The following is a 17,594-nucleotide window of genomic DNA, read 5'->3' as shown; positions in this document are numbered from 1 at the left end:
TTTATATCACCTCTCCCACGCATTTTTTAGAATTTGATGACTTTCTACTCCAACTCTTTAAAGGTAGAACGCAGAAAATGAACCGTTCGGTGCATTCGCATGGAGTGAGATCCTTTAACCAGAACAGTTGTCATTGGGGAAATAGCGTCCAGCAAGGAATGTTGCAAATCTTTGACTTTATTAAAATGGAAGACATGATCTGCGGGGAAACCAGCAGCTATAGCACCAAGACCGATATGCTTGGCATCTTTTCCATAAGTGATTAGAACATCTACCTTCTTCGCTGCTAAATGTTTCCCAACATCCAAATGACTGTCTACCGTATGCTTTCCAAGCTCCAACATACTCCCTAGAACAGCCACATTGCGGCCTTTACCTATTTTCGATAACACATCGATAGCTGCTTTCATCGCTTGCGGGTTTGCACTCCATGTATCATCTAAAATTTGTATATTGTCCATGAGGTTGTATAAACTTAATCTTCTATTGTTCTTAAGAGACTTAAAAGAGTCATTAAATCCTTTTTGCATTTCTTCAGGAGTGAAGCCAAGCGAATCTGTGACAGCAATTGAGAAAAGTGCATTGTAAATATGGTGGATGCCGTAAACAGGAATAGTAAACTTCCGTCGCTTTTTATTTAGTCTGACTTTAAATTTCATTCCATTTTTGTGAAAACGGATGTGGGTAGCTTTATAATCTGCTTTGGTCTTAATACCAATCGTTTTGATGTTCCCGCTAAACGGTTCGATGGTCAGTAATTTGGAGTTAGAGTCATCTGCATTCAAATATAAAGAACCTTTAGAGTCCATACCTGCAATGATCTCAGACTTTTCTTTCGCCAACTTTTCTAAACTACTATTGAAATTCCCTACATGAGCAGACCCGATATTGGTGATAACGCTTATGTTTGGCTGTATAATGTCACAATGTTTTTTAATATCCCCTGTTTTAAGCAGGCCATACTCTAGTATGACAGCTTGATGGTGAGGTTTAATCGACCTCGAATAGCGCTCCGTATGGGTGAGATTGCGGTTTCTTATGCTTTTAAAGGTGTTGAACCGCGTATTCAATATACTGGCAATCATCTCTTTCGTAGTCGTCTTACCTGCGCTTCCGGTAATCGCAATAATGGGGCGATGGGTTTGATCCATAAACTAGCTTTTGCCTCCTTTCCAATCTATGGACTCTTTTATTGATCATGGAATAAGCTTGTTAATAAAAGAGGTCACAAGTTAAACAAACATGCTTTCTATTCAACAATATATGTAAAAAAGTAGGGATTGTTTGGACTAATTTTTATGGGGAAGTGGTTGTGCGCTTAGAACTTTTTCACTTCGGTTAGACTAATATGTATCTGAACATGTTATGATTGTCTTTTAATCACTAGCCTATAAATGCCGAAATCTTGGAGGTTTATATATGGATAATAATGATATACTGATTCGACTACGATACGCCCTCGACATTAAAGATCAAGATATGATTGAAATATTCAAGCTTGGCGGAGTAGATCTTACGAAAGAAGAAGTTCAAAAGGTCCTCACAAAGTCAGAGGATAGTTATGATGAGGAAGATGATGAAGTTTATGAAGATGATGATCACATCAAATGCACCAACAGCATGCTGGAGTCCTTTTTGAATGGATTCATTACATTCAAGCGTGGACCACAACCTTCTAAGCCTGGACAATCGAATAAACCTGATCGTTCGATTAAGAATTACTCAAGTGTAAATAATGTCATGCTGAAAAAAGTGAAAATCGCCTTGAAACTGACGAACGAGGATGTCATTGATATTATGGATGCAGCAGACGTGAAAATCACTAAAGGGGAACTAAGCGGTTTACTAAGGAAAGAAGGGCATAAGAATTATAGGCAGTTCGGTGATCAATATGCCAGGAATTTCTTAAAAGGATTAACGATCAAATATAGAGGTTAAAAAAAGAGGTCAAACCATTCGTTGGTTCGACCTCTTTTTCAGTAAGAATAGAAGGGTATGTTTAGAATTCCCGGACATGAACGGGATCGATGGTACTTGAGAGAGGATATTTTACTCGGAATTTACGGTTTATGGCATGGATCAATTCGTGCTTTGCTTCTTCAGAGGCAATTCCGCCTTCTTTTATGTCTTCATGGTTCATTCTGACTTCAAAATCAATCTGATGATGCTTGTAATGGACTCTTCCAGATACGACCATGTGTACATTCTCCTTATGTATTTACCATTTTAGTGGATTACTTTTACGTAGAAAGTGAACAAACAAAGGGTGTTTACCCCTCAAAATTTGCTATAAAACATTCTTAATTAGTTTCAATGAAATGCCATTGGTTGAACAATGAACAGAATGTGGAGTAAGCTTGGAAGAAGAGAGAGCTTTTGTTGTCTGAAACTATTAAATGTACAAGGAAAAGCAAAGGTGTAACGATGTGTTGAGGAGATCGTCTATGAAACAAATGGTTAGAGTATTATTCATTGTGATTGGAAGTATATCTCTGGTTTTGGGCGTCTTGGGGATTGTGCTTCCCCTTGTTCCAACGACCCCTTTTTTACTGTTGACGGGAGCTTGTTATGTGCGTAGTTCAGATCGTCTGTATAACTGGCTGATGTCGAATAAATGGTTCGGGTCTTATATTAAAAATTATAAAGCTGGCCGTGGAATTCCTGTTCGTGCAAAGATATCGCTGCTCATCATGATTTGGTTTTCTTTTTTATTTTCAGCTTTTTATATCACATCTCATCCGTTGTTGAGGGCTGGTTTCATCTTTGGTGGCGTCTTCTTTACAGTCCTCATTCTTTGGACAAAAACATACCACCCTGAAAGGGAACAGTCCTAATTGTATGTGCCTTTTAATGGATGAAAGATAAAAAGCGGATCCTCGCCAAAGATTGGAGAGGGTCCGCTTTCTTTATTTTTTATATTGATCGATTGTCTGCTTCAACTTACGGGCAACTGTCTCTAACGAACCGTTCAGCTCGCGGTCTGTGAACGTCACTCCCGCGCGGCTTTCGTCCATTTCCAAAGCTTCGGCAAATAGTCCTCCGAGTCCCCGCGCCCGACGGTCGACTTCAAGCATGACATCGATACGGTCTTCGTGCAGGAAGAAGATGGCTTCCAGTTCATCTAAATAGGAACGGTATTCTCCACCAGGGGCGAATTCGAATTCCTGTACATATCCGTAGCGCTTCGAATATTCCATTTCGACTTTTCTTAAATGGAAACCTAAATGGCTTTCTAAAGCCTGCAATACTTGGTCGATGTAAGGGTGTGGGGCGATTTTAATCGGATCGCGGTCCTCCGGGTCCAGAGCCATCGGAATGTCGAGTCCGGTTTCGAACCAGATCGGAAGTCTTCCGTGCGAAGCAGGGACATGATAAGGAAGTTGAATGGAGAATGGGATCTCTTTCGTTTCCCCTTCCTTGATCATTTCCTGACCGGCAACCGGGTACTTTTGCAAAGCCACTTTTTCTTTCACTTTTTTATCATCCACTTCACGAATGGCCTCGGTCATGAGGAAGATATGGATGGAGTCGATGGATTGCTCAACGTCTCCTCCCTGGATGACCACCTTACCGTGGACGGTTTCACCTGGGATGAATTGGTCTTTTTCTAGTTGTGTATCCACTTTTGCAGCGCCTACGCCAACACTTGCTAATAATTTTTTGAACATGCGGATCTCCTCCTTCACTTGATTATACGAACGGTTAGAAGGAAAAGGTTCAAAAATTTTCATAAGAAATCTTTTTTTCGACGCTTCAAAAGCCGATCAGGTGTGTTTGGTGGAACGATGTCTTTCGGCCGTTCGAGAACGTGTTTCTTTTGAAGTATTTGACATAGGTGTTGAATCCTTAGATGAATGGCCGGCATACGATTTTTCCTTCACTACATCTGTTTTATTTTGATGATCATGCTCTCTTGAAACGGAATCATGATGAGTAGAATGATCAGGGTCTCTCACATCAGAATCATGACGAGTGGAGTGGTCATGGTTTTGGTAATCGTTCGGGTACATGGATGAGTTTTCCGTTTTATTCGAAAGGAACGTGCGGTAGACTTTGTCCTGTAATTTTTCCGTCGCTTCCACGATGACAATGATCTTTCCATCCTTCAAATGGTTCTCGTACTGATGGGCATCCTTCTCTGACATACCTGCTCCGACAAGAGCCCCGACAATTCCACCGCCACCAGCGCCTACGCCTGCTCCTGTAAGAGCGGCAGCAATGGGCCCTGCGGCAGCAATTTGTCCGATTCCAGGGATGGCGAGGAGACCTAATCCTGCAATGAGTCCACCAATACCACCTAAGGCACCTCCAGAAAGGGCCCCGATCCCTGCACCTTTTCCTGCTTTCCTGCCACGACTGCTATGGTTAGAGGTGACCGAAGTATCCATTTCTTCCTCCAACACATTGACTTTGTTTTTGTCTCTTGCAAAAACAGAGATGTCGTTCGATCCATATCCGTGATGCTGTAAATCTGTAATCGCTTTCTCAGCGTGGCCGACTTTTGAAAAAACACCGCCTATGATTCTTTTATCCATAATGGGTTTCCTCCTTTAAGGTTTCGTTAATAGGTTGATACCCGTTCTATCCACCTGTAACCTTTCTTTGGATAAAATAGTCTCTTAGTTGTGCTTCTAAAAAAGGATCCCTTGTGACGTTCTATGAAGCGTAAATCGGTTTTCTTTCTTTTGATTTGGGTAACATTTAAGGTAGGAATAAGATTTAATGGAGAGGCACAGAAAGGATGAAGAGAATGAAGGTACTTGTTGTAGGTGCAAATGGTCAAGTAGGCAAACATCTCGTCAAGTTTATTCAGGAAACGGATGATATGGAAGCAGTAGCAATGATCCGCAAAGAAGAACAAGCATCTTATTTTAAGGAACTCGGCGCAGAAACGGTTTTAGTCGACCTTGAAGATGATACAAACACGATTGCCGAAGCTTATAAGGGTGTGGATGCCGTCGTATTCACGGCTGGATCGGGACCAAACACGGGACCTGATAAGACGGTTATGATTGACCTGGACGGCGCAGTGAAAACAATAGAAGCAGCGAAACAAAAAGGCGTGGATCGCTACGTGATGATCAGTTCGTTTGATACAACGCGTGAAGCGATTCAGGGCGCTCCTTCGTCATTCGCTCCCTATGTCGTAGCGAAACACTATGCAGATGATTGGCTGAGAAGAACGGATTTGGATTATACAATCATCCATCCTGGTATGCTTACCAATGACGAGGGAAGCGGGAACGTCAAGGCGGCTGAAACCGTCGAAAGAGGCGAAATCCCTCGCGAAGATGTGGCTCGGGTGATCCTGGCTACGTTGGAGGATGATTCAACGATTGGCAAAGAGTTTCAGGTCGTAGGCGGAGAACAAGCGGTGAAAGACGCGCTTCACTCCTTGTAAAACGAATAGATGAATTGAAAAAGTGGCAGCTTGATATCATTCAAGCTGCCTTTTTGTTGCTGGGTAATATACATGTTCGAGCTCGTGCTTCTTAAAAAGTGTTCTGAGGAACAAACCCTGGATCTGCATACAAATAAGCCTCTTAATGTGTCTATACATGGTTGAGTAAAAGGGAGAGGGGTAAAGTAAATGGGAATCTATTTTTCAGGTTAATCCTTTTATTTCCGCACAGCCAGGTTGAAAGGGGTTTAAATGATGACTTCTATAATAGAAACCGATGTGGTTATTATTGGAGCAGGACCAGCCGGTCTTATGGCGGCTAATGAATTGCAAAAGCGGGACATGGATTTTATCTGTTTAGAACAGAGATCGAGTCCTTCAGAACTCTCCAAAGCTCTCGGTATTCAGGCGCGGACACTTGAAATGTTTGAACTCTTGGGCGTTCATCAGGAATTCTTGAAGAAAGGCTATCCGGGGCCTGGATCCAAGCTCCATCTAGGAGGAGAAAACCCTTCTGTGGTGGAACTCTATCATATCGAGAGTCAATATCCATATCTCCTTATTATTCCTCAGAGTGAAACCGAGAGTATATTAGAAGATCACCTTTCATCATTAGGGGGGAGGATCAACAGAGAACACGAAGTGGTGGAAGTGATAGAATCTGACGAGAGTGTGTATGTCACTGCGAAGCATAACGGAGAAATCAAGAGATATGTCGCTAAGTACCTGCTCGCTTGTGATGGTGCTCATAGTAAAGTTCGCCAGGATTTGAATGTGCCTTTTGATGGCGAGGATGAAGGGTACACGTTTTTCCTCGGGGACGTTGATGTTCCTGCCCTGAACGAAATTTATATTAACATGCACTTGAATGATCGGGGGGCTGTCGCCTTCTTTCCATATAAGGACGGCAGTTACCGGGTGGTTGGAATGAACCGATCCAGACAAGGGCTTCCTCACCAGGATGAGTTGACTTTGGAGGATTTGCAGGAAAGTTTGAATACGGTATTGTCGGAGTCTTACCAAGTAGAGAACCCTAAATGGCTTTCTTACTTTGGGACCGCTCATCGGCAGGTGCCCAACTACAGGGAGGGGAAAGTGTTTTTCGTTGGGGACGCAGCGCATATTCATAACCCGATTGGTGGGCAGGGGATGAACCTTGGTTTGCAGGATGCAGCGAATATCGTCTGGAAGCTGGATGCCGTTCTTAACGGCTACGCGGATGATCCTTTCCTCGACAGCTATCATCACGAACGTGCCCCGATTGGATTGGATGTATTGAAAGAAACATCGCGCATGCTTAAAATTATCGACCTTCAAGGCACGAAAGGGAAAATACGGAACTGGACGGGGAAAGCGGCTCTAACGCAGGACTGGGTTCAAAAGAAGATCGCTAACCACCTTTCCAATATATATAACGAATATGACGAGACCTTCAAAAACAAGTCGTTGCAAGACTCGTCTCTTTCTAAAGAAGCGATACGAGCAGGCGAACGGGTACCAGACCACCTTTTATTCTTTGATGGTTCGAATGATAAAAGTGTGTACCCGTTGATACGGAGGTATGGATACGTCTGCTTCATATATATAGACGCACAGGAACAGTCACTTATTGATAAAGCGTACACTTTTTCAAAAAAGGTCGACAGAACGTATGGTGGACTCATCAAGGTTTTTCTCGTGGCTAAAGGAGGGACGGTAAGAACAGATGGTGGTGAGCTTTCAATCATTTACGACGTGCATCGGCATCTGGGCAATAAGCTTGGTATGAAGAAAGGCCATACGCTACTTATACGACCGGATGGCCATGTGGCTTTTCATGAATCATCTTCAGACATTGAACAGACACTGGAAAAAGTAAATAATTTCTTTCGATAAATGAAGGAAACCGTCTGAACAGGCGGTTTTCTTCATTTATAGGTATGTACTATGACATGATCATGACGTGGAGTATGGGGCACTTCTTTTCCTCGTCTAGAGTAGGGAATCTAAGCAAGCAGATCCGAGTGACGAGAAGTGGTTTGAATTATTAAAGAGAAATGCGTAAAAGAATAGTTTATAAGAACTTACTAGGAAATTCTATTAACCTTTATCAAGGTTGGTGGGATTTTTTGTCTGTTTTTTATCTTCTTTGTAACGGTTATGTCATCTCTTTAAATGAGTTTAACAGTTTTATGATAATGGTATATTTCTATCGAACATGTGTTATGATGAGTTTCGTCGTCATTTACATCGTCATGAAAAAATGCGAGTATACGAGACTTAATGATGGAAAGACTGATGAAAATAGATAAAGGTTAAATCAACGGAGGTTTGATCATGTTTTCAAAATTAAAAACGAAAATGAAAGACCCCGCATTTAAAAAGAAAAGTATGATATATGCTGCAGTGATGGCGATTTTCTGGGCGAAGATGTACTTCATCCAGGGAGGTATTTTCACCCTTGATATTGAAAACGCCAATGAAGCGGCTATTTTAGCTTTTAACCCATTGAGCAGTATTTTCCTCTTATTTGGAGTGGGGATTATGCTGGCAGGTCGTAAAGGGATGCTGGTTACGTATATCTTTGGTTCCCTCTTATTATATGTAAACGTCCTGTTCTACAGGGAATACAGTGACTTCCTCACGATCCCGATGTTAGGGCAAGCCGCGAACCTGGCTGGTATGGGTGGAAGTATCACTAAAATTCTATCTGTGACAGACATTTTCTTATTCGTCGATGTACTGATTGCTGCGTTCCTACTATTCTATTTGAAGCCGGAACGCTTCCAAAGCTTTATGCCTAAAAGAAAAGAAGGTTTGATTTTGGCTGTCCTCGCGATTCCTCTGTTCCTTGTGAACTTAGGCTGGGCGACGACGGAGCGTACGGAACTATTGGAGCGTGCCTTTGACCGCAACATGCTCGTGAAGTATATCGGTGTGCTGAACTTCCACGCGTACGATATTGTCCTGCAAGGTCAGACAGAAGCGAAGAAGACGTTTGCGGATAGTAATGAACTTTCACCTGTTCTGAACTATATTAATGAGCAGAAAACAGAGCCGAACAGTGAGATGACAGGCGTAGCTGAAGGGAAAAACGTCATCGCATTGTCCCTTGAGAGTACGCAGACCTTTGTTGTTGATAATTCGGTGAACGGAAAAGAATTGACACCTTATTTCAACGATCTGAAAGAAGAAGGGGCTTACTTCAGTAACTTCTACCACCAGGTCAAACAAGGCCGTACGTCTGATTCTGAGTTTCTGCTTGATAATTCATTGTATGGCCTGAACCGTGGAGCCGCGTTCTTCACTCACTCAGGAAACGAATATCAAGCGACTCCTGAAGTGCTGGGTGAACAAGGATACTTCACCTCAACGATGCATGCCAATGATGAAACGTTCTGGAACCGTAACGTCATGTATGACTCTCTCGGGTATGATGAGTACTACTCTAAAAAAGATTTCAACGTAACCGAAGAGAAGTCATATGGTTGGGGCTACCTGGATGAGTATTTCTTTAGTGATTCTATAGATAAAATGGAACAGATGGAGCAGCCGTTCTACAATAAAATGATCACGCTGACGAACCACCATCCGTTCACATTGCCTGAAGATAAGAAATTCATTGAAGAAGGTAATACGTCCAGCGAAACCTTGAACCGTTATTTCCAGACGATCCGTTATCAGGACGAAGCACTGAAGCAGTTTGTTGAGAAATTTAAGAAATCCGATCTTTATGATGATACGATCCTTGTCATTTATGGGGACCACTTCGGTATTTCCGAAAACCATAAGCAGGCAATGGGAGAGTATCTTGATAAAGACATCAACGATTACGAACAGTTCCAATTGCAGCGCGTGCCGCTTCTAGTTCTGGGAGAAGGCATTGAACCGCAGGAAAACGACACCGTCGGTGGACAAATTGACCTACGTCCGACGCTTATGAATCTTCTAGGTGTCGAAGATGAAAACCCTGTTCAATTTGGTCAGGATCTCTTCAGTGAAGATCGTCGCGAAATGATGGTCACACGAGATGGAAACTTCGCCAATGAAAAGTATGTTGGTGTGAATGGAAACTGTTATGACAGAGAATCAGGTGAACCCGTAGAAGGTGAGTCTTGTGCATCTGGATTCAAGCAGGCAGAAGAAGAACTAGCCTTATCTGATTCTGTGGTTTACGGAGATTTACTTCGTTACCTTGATGAAATTGAAATGATTGAAGAAAAGGATTCTTCAAAAGATAAGAAATAAACCATGAGCTTGCAGGGAATCGATTTTCCCTGCAAGCTTTTTCATTTTAAACCACACTTTCCACTTACATATAAGCTCCCTATTCTGGAAGACTCAGTTTCGAGACGATTATGTGGTTCTAGGGGCTCCGGGAAAAGATTCGCTTTCCATGGGGCGGGCGGTGAGCCTCCTCAGGCTACGCCTTCCGGGGTCTCACCCTGCACTTTTTTCCTCTTCGATATCCGGTTCCGGCGCCTAGCGGCTAGTGAGACTTCCTTCGCTTCTGTACGATAAGTCAACATCGAATCACTCCGTTCTTCGTGTTTCCTTTATCTCCGCCAGCTCAGTCCAGTCCATACGCCGCTGATCAAGGCGCCTGCACACTTAAGTTAGGAGTCTCGCCATTCCCCTCCGCCCCTTTGTCTATAAGTATCTCGAAACCCCTTCTGGAACAAGCTGCTTTCATTCATATGGCAATTAAAAGGGAATTAACTCTTAATGAAGCTATTATGTATGCGGAAAGCTTATGATAGAGCGTTTTATGCTTACAAACACCAGGATAGTGAAAGCCAGCCTCTCCAACAGTGAAGGGGTTCGTTCGTTTCTCTCTTACATCAAAAGGGGTGGTTGGGAAGCTGCGAGACTCCCGTGGGAGAAAGGAGATAGGCGAGATCCCGCAGGGCGTAGTCCGAGGAAGCTCGGCACTCCCCCACAGGAAAGCGAGTAGCTTCCCAACCACCCCTGACGCTCAACCCTGGCAACGAACCCCGGAAAGTCTCGAAACTGAGTCTTCAAGAAACCTGCCATATAGTTTAATAATATAAACAGGCAGGAGTAGATGATTGTTAGGCGAATATGTATGTGAAGATCATTTTACGTTTGATTAAATTCTTTGAAAAAGTGGGTGGAGATGATGGGAAGAGTTGTGCATTTTGAAGTTCATGTCGATGATATGGAACGAGCAAAGAAATTTTATGGAGAGGTCTTTGAGTGGAAATTCGAAGACTGGAGTGAGTACGCAGGAATGCCTTATTTCGGAGTGGTGACAGGGGCAGAGGATCAGCTGGGGATCAACGGAGCTTTAATGCAGCGCCAAAGTGCACCGCCGGAATTGAATCAGGCAGTGAATGGCTTTGCCTGTACAATCGGAGTAGAAGACTACGATGTGAGTGAAGCTAAAATCCTGGAACACGGAGGCAAGGTCGCTTTGCCTAAATACGCCCTTCCCGGTATGGCGTGGCAGGGATATTACGTGGATACGGAAGGGAATATCTTCGGTGTTCACCAACCTGATGAAAATGCAAAATAAACCAAAAAGAACCCTTGATTAAAGGGTTCTTTTTGGTTTATTCTTCATCATGGCTGGGGTAGATGGATTTCTCCATCACAACATTGGTCGTTTTGTAAGATAGGTTCTCGTACAATTTCCTTGCTACTGTGTTATGACCGAATACGTGCAGGCCGATTTTCTTAACCCCGATTTTTCTGGCTTCTTCTTCTGCCAGCCTCATGGCATTTTTTCCGTGTCCCTGTCCTTGATGCTCATCTGAAACCCGAATATCATAAATGAATGCCTTATCAGAGGACTGCTTACAAATCCACAGGGAACCTGCATTTTCTCCCTTTTCACTGAGGATCGAATAAAGAAAATGATGTTCGGTATCCCTTCCATCAGGGAGCAGTTCTGCATGACTGGTTCTGGCTTTTTCAAGCGCTTCATCCTCCGTCCAATTTCCCGCAGCCACCTTTTCTTTTGCATAGGCAGCGATTGAAAAATCCATGTATTGCACAAATTCTTCTTCTGACATCCGGCGTAAAGTCGTCATTTGATTTTCTCCTTTTTAAGTGGTACTTTTCAATACGGTTAAGAATAAGGAAAAGTTCCATTCATTAACGCAAGTGGGTAAGTTCTTCTTGCTGGAAGATACTATCCTTAGAAAAGTATGAAGGAGGCAGGGTCTAATGAAATTGGTGGATATATACCGAGTAAAAACATTTGTTGTGCCAGAACATGTGGATGCTGTGGTACAGGGAATACTGAGCGTTGATGATTTGAGAGTAGGAAATTATAAAAACGTGATGTGGCAGTCGAAGGATGGAATGGAGCAGTTTGTGCCAGGGGAAGCATCCGTTCCTACAGAGGGGGAGGCTGGAGAAAAAACGACCCTCACTTCGCTTCGGATTGAATTTTCTATTCCAAGGGATGACGTCTTATTAAGAAGGGTGATTGAAGAAGGGATTTATCCTTATCACCCTTGGGACGAGCCAGTGATTCAAGTTTCGGAAGAACGGGAAGCCAGAAAGCAAGACTAAGGAAACACCACTCATTTTCGAGTGGTGTTTTTTAGCTTCTATTGATCTATAGAAAAAATAATAAAAAAATGTAGAAAATAGTGATCCAATTTCATTTTCCTCTCGTTAGCTTGTTGATAACAAATAAAAAGTTAAAAGGAGAGGACAAAATGAAACACTTGAAAAAAGTATTGGTATTAATGATGGCGTTTGTTCTGCTTGTTCCTTCACTCAGTATGGCAAATGGTAGTGCCACAGTGAAAACTCCGGCAGCAGATTTAAGGGCTGATTTGGATCAGCTGCTCTCTGAACACTTTGTTTTGGCCACAACATACATGATGAAATCTTATGAAGATGCTCCTGACGCAGATCAAGTTTGGGAAAAGCTCGATCAAAACGCGAAAGACATGACGCCTGCAATTGCTTCTGTATATGGAGAAGAAGCAGCGAATAAATTTGAAGAGATTTTTCGTGGACATAATGATTATTCGGACGGCTTTGTAGAAGCTGCAAAAAACGATGATCAAGAAGCACGTGAGATGGCAGAGGCGGAAGTGGATGAGTTCGTGAATGAATTCGGCAGCTTTCTTGCAACGGCAACGGAAGGTAACCTTTCAGAAGAAGCAGCTAAAGAAGTGCTTACCGCTCACGAACAAGATGTAGTGAAAGTCTTCGATCACTATGTGAATGAAGAATATGAGCAAGCCTATGCTACTTATCGCGAAGGGTTCCAGCGTATGTTTGATATTAGTAAGGCTCTTTCCTCGGCGATTGTCACACAAATGCCTGATCAATTTGAAAATACGAAAGCGGATGCACCAACCGCTGATCTTCGTTCCAATTTGAATGCTCTTGCTTCAGAACATTTTGCTTTAGCTGTACTGGAAATGCAGAAAGGATATAATCAATCTGCGGACTACGATTTTGTGACATGGGCAGAAAATCAGCATACACAGGATTTCAAAGCAGCGATGGCGTCTATTTATGGACAAGAAGGTGCAGAGCAGTTTGAACAAGTATGGCAGCAGGACCATATCAACGCTCAATCTGATCTTGTAACCGCTGCACTTGAAGAAGATGAAGAAGCTCGAAAAATGGCAGAAGAAAGCTTGCAGATGTTCGCTGAAGATTTTGGTGCATTCCTAGGTGCTGCGACTGAAGGCAACCTACCAGAAGAAGCGGCTACTGAAGCGGTATGGATGCACGAAGAGCAAGTGTTGAAAACTTTTGACGCCTATGTAGATGGAGATTATGAGACAGCTTACACTTCTTTCCGTGAAGGGTACGGATTCATGTTCGGAATTGGTGAGACGCTTGGAGATGCCATTGTAAAACAGATGCCGGAACAGTTTAATCAGGACATGATGCCGGAAGAGATGCCTGATACTGGATTTGGTGGAACAAGTGATCAAGGTATTTCTACTTGGGTATGGGTAGCGTTTGGTCTATTGGCTGCTGTTTCAGCAAGCTTCATTTATGTGAGAAGAGTGAACCAACAATAATTAGGCAGGGAGGGGAAGGCACCTCTTCCCTTCCTTTTAATCATATAGAGGTGAGCTTATTATGAAAATCGGATGGAGGCTGTATTTCACAGTTGTAGGTTTGGTCGCTATGGTGATGATTTCATATGAAATGGATATGTGGACATTGGGATCTGAAACAGAGACGAACCCTGATCTTGTAAGGGTGGAGAATGCCTCTCAAAGTTTACAGGTACAAGGAGCTTCTTCGGATGATAAAAAAGAAATATTAGATGGCGAATTTACGGTATTGAACAAAGAAAAGGACCTCAATGATGAAAAGGTAGTTAAAAACCAAGAACAATCTGACCCTGGAATTATACCTTCTCACATTCATATCCCTTCCATTGGGGTTGATGCCTCCATTGAGGATGTAGGGATCCTGGACAATGGACAAATGGGAGTACCTGAAGATCCGCAGGCATCCGGCTGGTTTGAACCGGGCACACAGCCAGGAAACCGGGGGAACGCTGTCATCGCAGGGCACGTCGATAGTCGCACAGGACCTGCTGTTTTTTATGATTTGAAGAAACTTCAAAAAGGGGATGAAATCAAAATCCGGAATGAAGAGGGCGATGAAAAAGTCTACATCGTGGAAAAGCTGGAAAGTTATCCGATGGAAGAGTCACCGATTCAAAAGATTTTCGGGAGCACGAATGAGAAACGGTTGAATCTTATTACTTGCACGGGGGAATTTGTTCGTGAACGCGGCGGGCACCAAGATCGACTGGTTGTCTATTCTAAATTGAAGGAACCGGAAATGAACCAAAAAGATATCACTCCTCCGGCCAAAGTCCAGGTGCAAGGTACTTTCATAACCTGGCATGCTGTCCGGGAGGATTATGTAGCGGGATACAGGGTGTATAAAAGTAATGACGGAGAGGATTTTCAAAAGGTGGCAAGCATATCCAAACATGAACGAAAAACCTTTGTGGATGCAGAAGCTTCTGCTCATCAGTATTATGTGACGACAGTAAATCAAGATGGACAGGAATCTTCTCCTTCAGAGATTGCCGGGGAAAAGTAAATAGATTTAAAAAGTTCCACACCTAGGTGTGGAACTTTTATTTCAGGGTGTGGCATACGATTCTTTGGACTTTTCTCTACGGTTAAGAATCCAAAAGTAAAGAAACAGTCCCCCGAAGATTAATACACTTTTCGTTATGAGGCTGGCTTCTTCGCTGAACGAAAGGATTTGGACGAGAACTTCGGGGATGATCATGATAAGAACAGTGACAATCATAATCCATGTCCTTGCCCAAAGGGAAGCCCCGATAAAGAAGCTGATCGTCAATAAAGCAGCGATTACGTTGCCCACAGGTGAAAGAACAATAACCGGAGAGTTGATCGTTTGATCCAAAGTAAGGACGGCGATGAAAAGTGAAATTTTCAGAAAGCCAAAAATACCGATCAGCATATACTCTTTCTTTTTATCAAATTGATATAGAGACGTATAACGCAAGAGGGTCGTAAGAGAGAGAAGGTACACAATCATTAGGATAGGGTAGCCAATCATTTGAATCATCGATAATTCCGCTCCCCCATTGATGATATCCCCTAATAGAAGATAGGAAAGAGTGCCGAAAACAAAGACAGTAAAGGCGCTGATGAGCATACGGAAGTCAAAAGGCATCTCCTTAGAAACTTGTTCCATAAATTCTTTTGGTGATCGTCCGATCATGTCATCAACATTCTTTCCTTCCTTTTCAGCCTCTGTTAAATGATCACGTAGTTCTTCGACAATTTCACGGGTATCCGTTTCCTTTTTCCCACTTGAAATCAGGTAGAGGTGTAAACTTTCTAAGAATTTTTCACTCTTCTTTGATAAGTGCACTATGGAATTCCTCCCTCATCACTTTTGTAACACTGGTGGAAATAGCCTCCCAGTTCCCTTTAAATGTTTCCAGTTCTCTCTTTCCGTTTTCTGTAATCGTGTAATACTTCCGCATCGGACCACCGGAAGGGAGCTGTTTTTGACTTGTCTCGACAAGCCCTTGTTTTTTCATTCGTAAGAGGAGGGGATAAATACTGCCTTCTTTGACCATGGTAAATCCATAATGGTCGAGTTTTTCAATCATTTCGTATCCATAAGTTTCTCCTTTAGCGATGATGGAAAGGAGACAACCTTCTAGAATGCCTTTTAATATTTGACTGGAAGACAAAGTTTCACCACTTTCATAACTATATTGCATAACAAGGTAGTGGGGTTTAAAATAACTTGCAATGCAAGGTAGTATAACTATACCATGTTATTCCATTAGCTTCCATCCATGTATGCGAAAAATTTTTTATGAAAAAAGCTGCCAACATGAACCGGGTGTTGGCAGCTTTCGAGTTACTTGCTTAATCCTTCTTTGATCGTATTGATATTGGACTCCATCATGGAAATGTACGTATCGCCTTCTTCACCTGGTTCAGCTAAAGAGTCGGTGAAAACATCGCCCATGATTGGAACACCGGTTTCTTCTGAGACAGCTTCCATGCTACGCGCATCGATACTCGTCTCCAAGAACAATCCTGTGATTTGTTTTTCATTGATGATATCTACAATTCTTGTGATTTGTTCCGGGGTACCTTGATTTTCCTGGTTGATCTCCCAAATGTATTCTGCTTGGAACCCGTAGGCGTCACTGAAGTACTTGAACGCCCCTTCACTTGTTACAAGTACACGTTCTTCTTCCGGGATATCATTGAATTGCTCTACGGCTTTGTCGTGTAAAGCTTGCAGCTCAGCAATGTATTCCTCAGCATTTTCTTCGTAAACTTCCTTGTTATCCGGATCAACTTTAATGAGGCCATCTCTTGCATTTTCGGCGTATTTAATTCCATTGCGGACATCCAGCCATGCGTGAGGATCTTCTTCGCCTTCGTTGCCTTCTGATGTTAGGTACATCGCTTCAACACCTTCACTCATTAGGAAAACGGGCGCATCTTCGCCGTCTTTTCCTGCCGTTTCCATTAATTTGTTAAACCAGGAGTTTCCTGCTTCAAGGTTTAAACCATTGTAGAAGACTGCATCCGCATCAGTGGCTTGTTTTACATCTTCCGGAAGCGGATCATATTCGTGGGGGTTGGACCCGATAGGTGCTAAGCTGTGAATTTCAACCTGATCACCACCGACGTTTTTCACGATGTCATACACAATTGAGTACGTGGTCACGACTTGAACTTTACCATCACCTTCATCTGTGTTTCCATTGGCTTCCTCACCACCACAGGCGGCTAGAAGTAGCAGGGTAAATAGTGTTGCTGCTAACAGAATAAACTTTTTCTTAAACATGAATGTTCCTCCTCATTTATCTATGAAAATTTTCAAACTATACAAGAGATGCCTTTTTCTTTTTGACTTTCAACATTTTCCACAGCCACCCATGTTTAGGTGAGAACAGGAAGACAAGGACAAAGATCGCTGTTGCTGCCATAACAATGGTCGCTCCTGAAGCCAGGTTATAGGTGAAGCTGAAGTAAAGACCGATGACCGACGATAGAATACCGATCCCAGAAGCAAGAAAAACCATGATCCACAAACGATCGGTCAAAAGGTAGGCAGCCGCTGCCGGGGTGATCAACATCGCAACAACGAGAACGATACCTACGGTTTGTAAAGATGCTACGGTTCCCATTGTCAGCAGAGTCATCAGAAAATAGTGAATCAGCCTTACTGGCAACCCGTAAGCTGCGCCCATCGTTTCATCGAAGGAGGTGACCAGCAACTCCTTATAAAAGAGGTATACCGCTGCCAGGATGACAACACCGATTCCGAGCGTGATCCACATATCAGAGGCTCTGACTGCGAGAACATTCCCGAATAGTATGTGATAGAGGTCCGTGCTGCTTTTTAACATGGTAATGATGATGATCCCTGCAGCAAAGGCCGCGGTGAACATAATGCCGATTGATGTATCGTGTTTGATCCGGCTGTTCTGAGTGACGAATCCGATAGCAATTGCCGTGAGGACACCACTGAAGACCGCTCCAAAGAAAAAGTTGATTCCGAACATGTAGGAAATGGCAACTCCAGGTAAGACCGCATGAGAGATGGCATCTCCCATAAGGGCCATCCCTCTGAGAATGATGAAACAACCAATAACTCCACAAATGATTCCAACCATAATGGAAGTTAGTAATGCCTTTTGCAAAAATCCGTATTGCATAATTGCTTCAATAAAAGCCAT

At 43.0% G+C, this 17,594-nt stretch carries 18 protein-coding genes; 9 read left to right on the top strand and 9 right to left on the bottom strand.

What is annotated here, in order from left to right:
• Positions 1 to 44 precede the first annotated feature (44 nt).
• A complete protein-coding gene (locus tag ACQ4XT_RS02535; protein WP_446852379.1) occupies positions 45 to 1,151 on the bottom strand; it encodes a UDP-N-acetylmuramoyl-tripeptide--D-alanyl-D-alanine ligase in 1,107 nt (368 codons plus the stop codon).
• Positions 1,152 to 1,419: 268 nt separating this feature from the next.
• Here ACQ4XT_RS02535 and ACQ4XT_RS02530 point away from each other — a divergent pair, with 268 nt between their 5' ends.
• Positions 1,420 to 1,938 carry a YehS family protein gene (locus ACQ4XT_RS02530; protein WP_446852378.1) on the top strand — a complete coding sequence of 173 codons (519 nt, stop codon included), beginning with the start codon at positions 1,420 to 1,422 and terminating at the stop codon, positions 1,936 to 1,938.
• 61 nt (positions 1,939 to 1,999) lie between these two features.
• Here the strand turns inward: ACQ4XT_RS02530 and ACQ4XT_RS02525 are convergent, their stop codons facing one another.
• Entirely contained in the window at positions 2,000 to 2,197 is a 198-nt protein-coding gene (locus tag ACQ4XT_RS02525; RefSeq protein ID WP_446852377.1) for a hypothetical protein, read from the bottom strand.
• A gap of 247 nt (positions 2,198 to 2,444) precedes the next feature.
• Here ACQ4XT_RS02525 and ACQ4XT_RS02520 point away from each other — a divergent pair, with 247 nt between their 5' ends.
• A complete protein-coding gene (locus tag ACQ4XT_RS02520; RefSeq protein ID WP_446852376.1) occupies positions 2,445 to 2,834 on the top strand; it encodes a YbaN family protein in 390 nt (129 codons plus the stop codon).
• Positions 2,835 to 2,906: 72 nt separating this feature from the next.
• Here ACQ4XT_RS02520 and ACQ4XT_RS02515 read toward each other — a convergent pair whose 3' ends face one another.
• Entirely contained in the window at positions 2,907 to 3,668 is a 762-nt protein-coding gene (locus tag ACQ4XT_RS02515; RefSeq protein ID WP_446852375.1) for a sporulation protein, read from the bottom strand.
• A gap of 96 nt (positions 3,669 to 3,764) precedes the next feature.
• Positions 3,765 to 4,535 carry a general stress protein gene (locus ACQ4XT_RS02510; protein WP_446852374.1) on the bottom strand — a complete coding sequence of 257 codons (771 nt, stop codon included), beginning with the start codon at positions 4,533 to 4,535 and terminating at the stop codon, positions 3,765 to 3,767.
• Positions 4,536 to 4,750: 215 nt separating this feature from the next.
• Here ACQ4XT_RS02510 and ACQ4XT_RS02505 point away from each other — a divergent pair, with 215 nt between their 5' ends.
• The 4 genes from ACQ4XT_RS02505 (at position 4,751) to ACQ4XT_RS02490 (ending at position 10,916) form a co-directional block, all read left to right on the top strand.
• Complete coding sequence (locus ACQ4XT_RS02505) at positions 4,751 to 5,401, top strand: SDR family oxidoreductase (RefSeq protein ID WP_446852373.1); 651 nt, start codon at positions 4,751 to 4,753, stop codon at positions 5,399 to 5,401.
• Positions 5,402 to 5,656: 255 nt separating this feature from the next.
• Positions 5,657 to 7,276 (top strand): FAD-dependent monooxygenase, encoded by a 1,620-nt coding sequence (locus tag ACQ4XT_RS02500; protein ID WP_446852372.1) that lies wholly within the window; start codon positions 5,657 to 5,659, stop codon positions 7,274 to 7,276.
• Positions 7,277 to 7,717: 441 nt separating this feature from the next.
• On the top strand, positions 7,718 to 9,628 hold the full coding sequence (locus ACQ4XT_RS02495; protein WP_446852371.1) for an LTA synthase family protein: 1,911 nt from the start codon (positions 7,718 to 7,720) through the stop codon (positions 9,626 to 9,628).
• An 892-nt stretch (positions 9,629 to 10,520) separates the two neighbouring features.
• Entirely contained in the window at positions 10,521 to 10,916 is a 396-nt protein-coding gene (locus tag ACQ4XT_RS02490; RefSeq protein ID WP_446852370.1) for a VOC family protein, read from the top strand.
• Positions 10,917 to 10,953: 37 nt separating this feature from the next.
• On the opposite strand, the gene ACQ4XT_RS02485 is transcribed toward ACQ4XT_RS02490, so the two are convergent.
• Positions 10,954 to 11,433 carry a GNAT family N-acetyltransferase gene (locus ACQ4XT_RS02485; protein ID WP_446852369.1) on the bottom strand — a complete coding sequence of 160 codons (480 nt, stop codon included), beginning with the start codon at positions 11,431 to 11,433 and terminating at the stop codon, positions 10,954 to 10,956.
• Between the two features lie 136 nt (positions 11,434 to 11,569).
• Between ACQ4XT_RS02485 and ACQ4XT_RS02480 the strand changes: the two genes are divergently transcribed.
• The 3 genes from ACQ4XT_RS02480 to ACQ4XT_RS02470 all read left to right on the top strand — a co-directional run bounded on the left by ACQ4XT_RS02480 (position 11,570) and on the right by ACQ4XT_RS02470 (position 14,446).
• Positions 11,570 to 11,920 (top strand): YqfO family protein, encoded by a 351-nt coding sequence (locus ACQ4XT_RS02480; protein WP_446852368.1) that lies wholly within the window; start codon positions 11,570 to 11,572, stop codon positions 11,918 to 11,920.
• Between the two features lie 149 nt (positions 11,921 to 12,069).
• Positions 12,070 to 13,401, top strand: coding sequence for a copper amine oxidase (locus ACQ4XT_RS02475; RefSeq protein WP_446852367.1), 1,332 nt, complete (start codon positions 12,070 to 12,072; stop codon positions 13,399 to 13,401).
• Between the two features lie 61 nt (positions 13,402 to 13,462).
• Complete coding sequence (locus ACQ4XT_RS02470; protein ID WP_446852366.1) at positions 13,463 to 14,446, top strand: class F sortase; 984 nt, start codon at positions 13,463 to 13,465, stop codon at positions 14,444 to 14,446.
• Positions 14,447 to 14,488: 42 nt separating this feature from the next.
• On the opposite strand, the gene ACQ4XT_RS02465 is transcribed toward ACQ4XT_RS02470, so the two are convergent.
• The 4 genes from ACQ4XT_RS02465 to ACQ4XT_RS02450 all read right to left on the bottom strand — a co-directional run bounded on the left by ACQ4XT_RS02465 (position 14,489) and on the right by ACQ4XT_RS02450 (position 17,594).
• Complete coding sequence (locus tag ACQ4XT_RS02465) at positions 14,489 to 15,253, bottom strand: HAAS domain-containing protein (RefSeq protein ID WP_446852365.1); 765 nt, start codon at positions 15,251 to 15,253, stop codon at positions 14,489 to 14,491.
• Positions 15,231 to 15,581, bottom strand: a complete 351-nt coding sequence (locus tag ACQ4XT_RS02460) for a PadR family transcriptional regulator (RefSeq protein ID WP_446852364.1) — start codon at positions 15,579 to 15,581, stop codon at positions 15,231 to 15,233. The genes ACQ4XT_RS02465 and ACQ4XT_RS02460 overlap by 23 nt, the downstream gene beginning before the upstream one ends.
• A 173-nt stretch (positions 15,582 to 15,754) precedes the next feature.
• Positions 15,755 to 16,699, bottom strand: coding sequence for a metal ABC transporter solute-binding protein, Zn/Mn family (locus ACQ4XT_RS02455; protein WP_446852363.1), 945 nt, complete (start codon positions 16,697 to 16,699; stop codon positions 15,755 to 15,757).
• Between the two features lie 37 nt (positions 16,700 to 16,736).
• Positions 16,737 to 17,594 carry a metal ABC transporter permease gene (locus tag ACQ4XT_RS02450; RefSeq protein WP_446852362.1) on the bottom strand — a complete coding sequence of 286 codons (858 nt, stop codon included), beginning with the start codon at positions 17,592 to 17,594 and terminating at the stop codon, positions 16,737 to 16,739.

It is taken from the genome of Halobacillus sp. 12SKB (genome assembly GCF_052941655.1).
This window is presented reverse-complemented; position numbering and strand designations above follow the sequence as displayed.

Coding starts and splice junctions, on each gene's coding strand:
- ACQ4XT_RS02535 (WP_446852379.1), bottom strand. CDS start 1,151: ATGGATCAAACCCATCGCCCCATTATTGCGATTACCGGAAGCGCAGGT.
- ACQ4XT_RS02530 (WP_446852378.1), top strand. CDS start 1,420: ATGGATAATAATGATATACTGATTCGACTACGATACGCCCTCGACATT.
- ACQ4XT_RS02525 (WP_446852377.1), bottom strand. CDS start 2,197: ATGGTCGTATCTGGAAGAGTCCATTACAAGCATCATCAGATTGATTTT.
- ACQ4XT_RS02520 (WP_446852376.1), top strand. CDS start 2,445: ATGAAACAAATGGTTAGAGTATTATTCATTGTGATTGGAAGTATATCT.
- ACQ4XT_RS02515 (WP_446852375.1), bottom strand. CDS start 3,668: ATGTTCAAAAAATTATTAGCAAGTGTTGGCGTAGGCGCTGCAAAAGTG.
- ACQ4XT_RS02510 (WP_446852374.1), bottom strand. CDS start 4,535: ATGGATAAAAGAATCATAGGCGGTGTTTTTTCAAAAGTCGGCCACGCT.
- ACQ4XT_RS02505 (WP_446852373.1), top strand. CDS start 4,751: ATGAAGGTACTTGTTGTAGGTGCAAATGGTCAAGTAGGCAAACATCTC.
- ACQ4XT_RS02500 (WP_446852372.1), top strand. CDS start 5,657: ATGACTTCTATAATAGAAACCGATGTGGTTATTATTGGAGCAGGACCA.
- ACQ4XT_RS02495 (WP_446852371.1), top strand. CDS start 7,718: ATGTTTTCAAAATTAAAAACGAAAATGAAAGACCCCGCATTTAAAAAG.
- ACQ4XT_RS02490 (WP_446852370.1), top strand. CDS start 10,521: ATGGGAAGAGTTGTGCATTTTGAAGTTCATGTCGATGATATGGAACGA.
- ACQ4XT_RS02485 (WP_446852369.1), bottom strand. CDS start 11,433: ATGACGACTTTACGCCGGATGTCAGAAGAAGAATTTGTGCAATACATG.
- ACQ4XT_RS02480 (WP_446852368.1), top strand. CDS start 11,570: ATGAAATTGGTGGATATATACCGAGTAAAAACATTTGTTGTGCCAGAA.
- ACQ4XT_RS02475 (WP_446852367.1), top strand. CDS start 12,070: ATGAAACACTTGAAAAAAGTATTGGTATTAATGATGGCGTTTGTTCTG.
- ACQ4XT_RS02470 (WP_446852366.1), top strand. CDS start 13,463: ATGAAAATCGGATGGAGGCTGTATTTCACAGTTGTAGGTTTGGTCGCT.
- ACQ4XT_RS02455 (WP_446852363.1), bottom strand. CDS start 16,699: ATGTTTAAGAAAAAGTTTATTCTGTTAGCAGCAACACTATTTACCCTG.
- ACQ4XT_RS02450 (WP_446852362.1), bottom strand. CDS start 17,594: ATGGCTTTTATTGAAGCAATTATGCAATACGGATTTTTGCAAAAGGCA.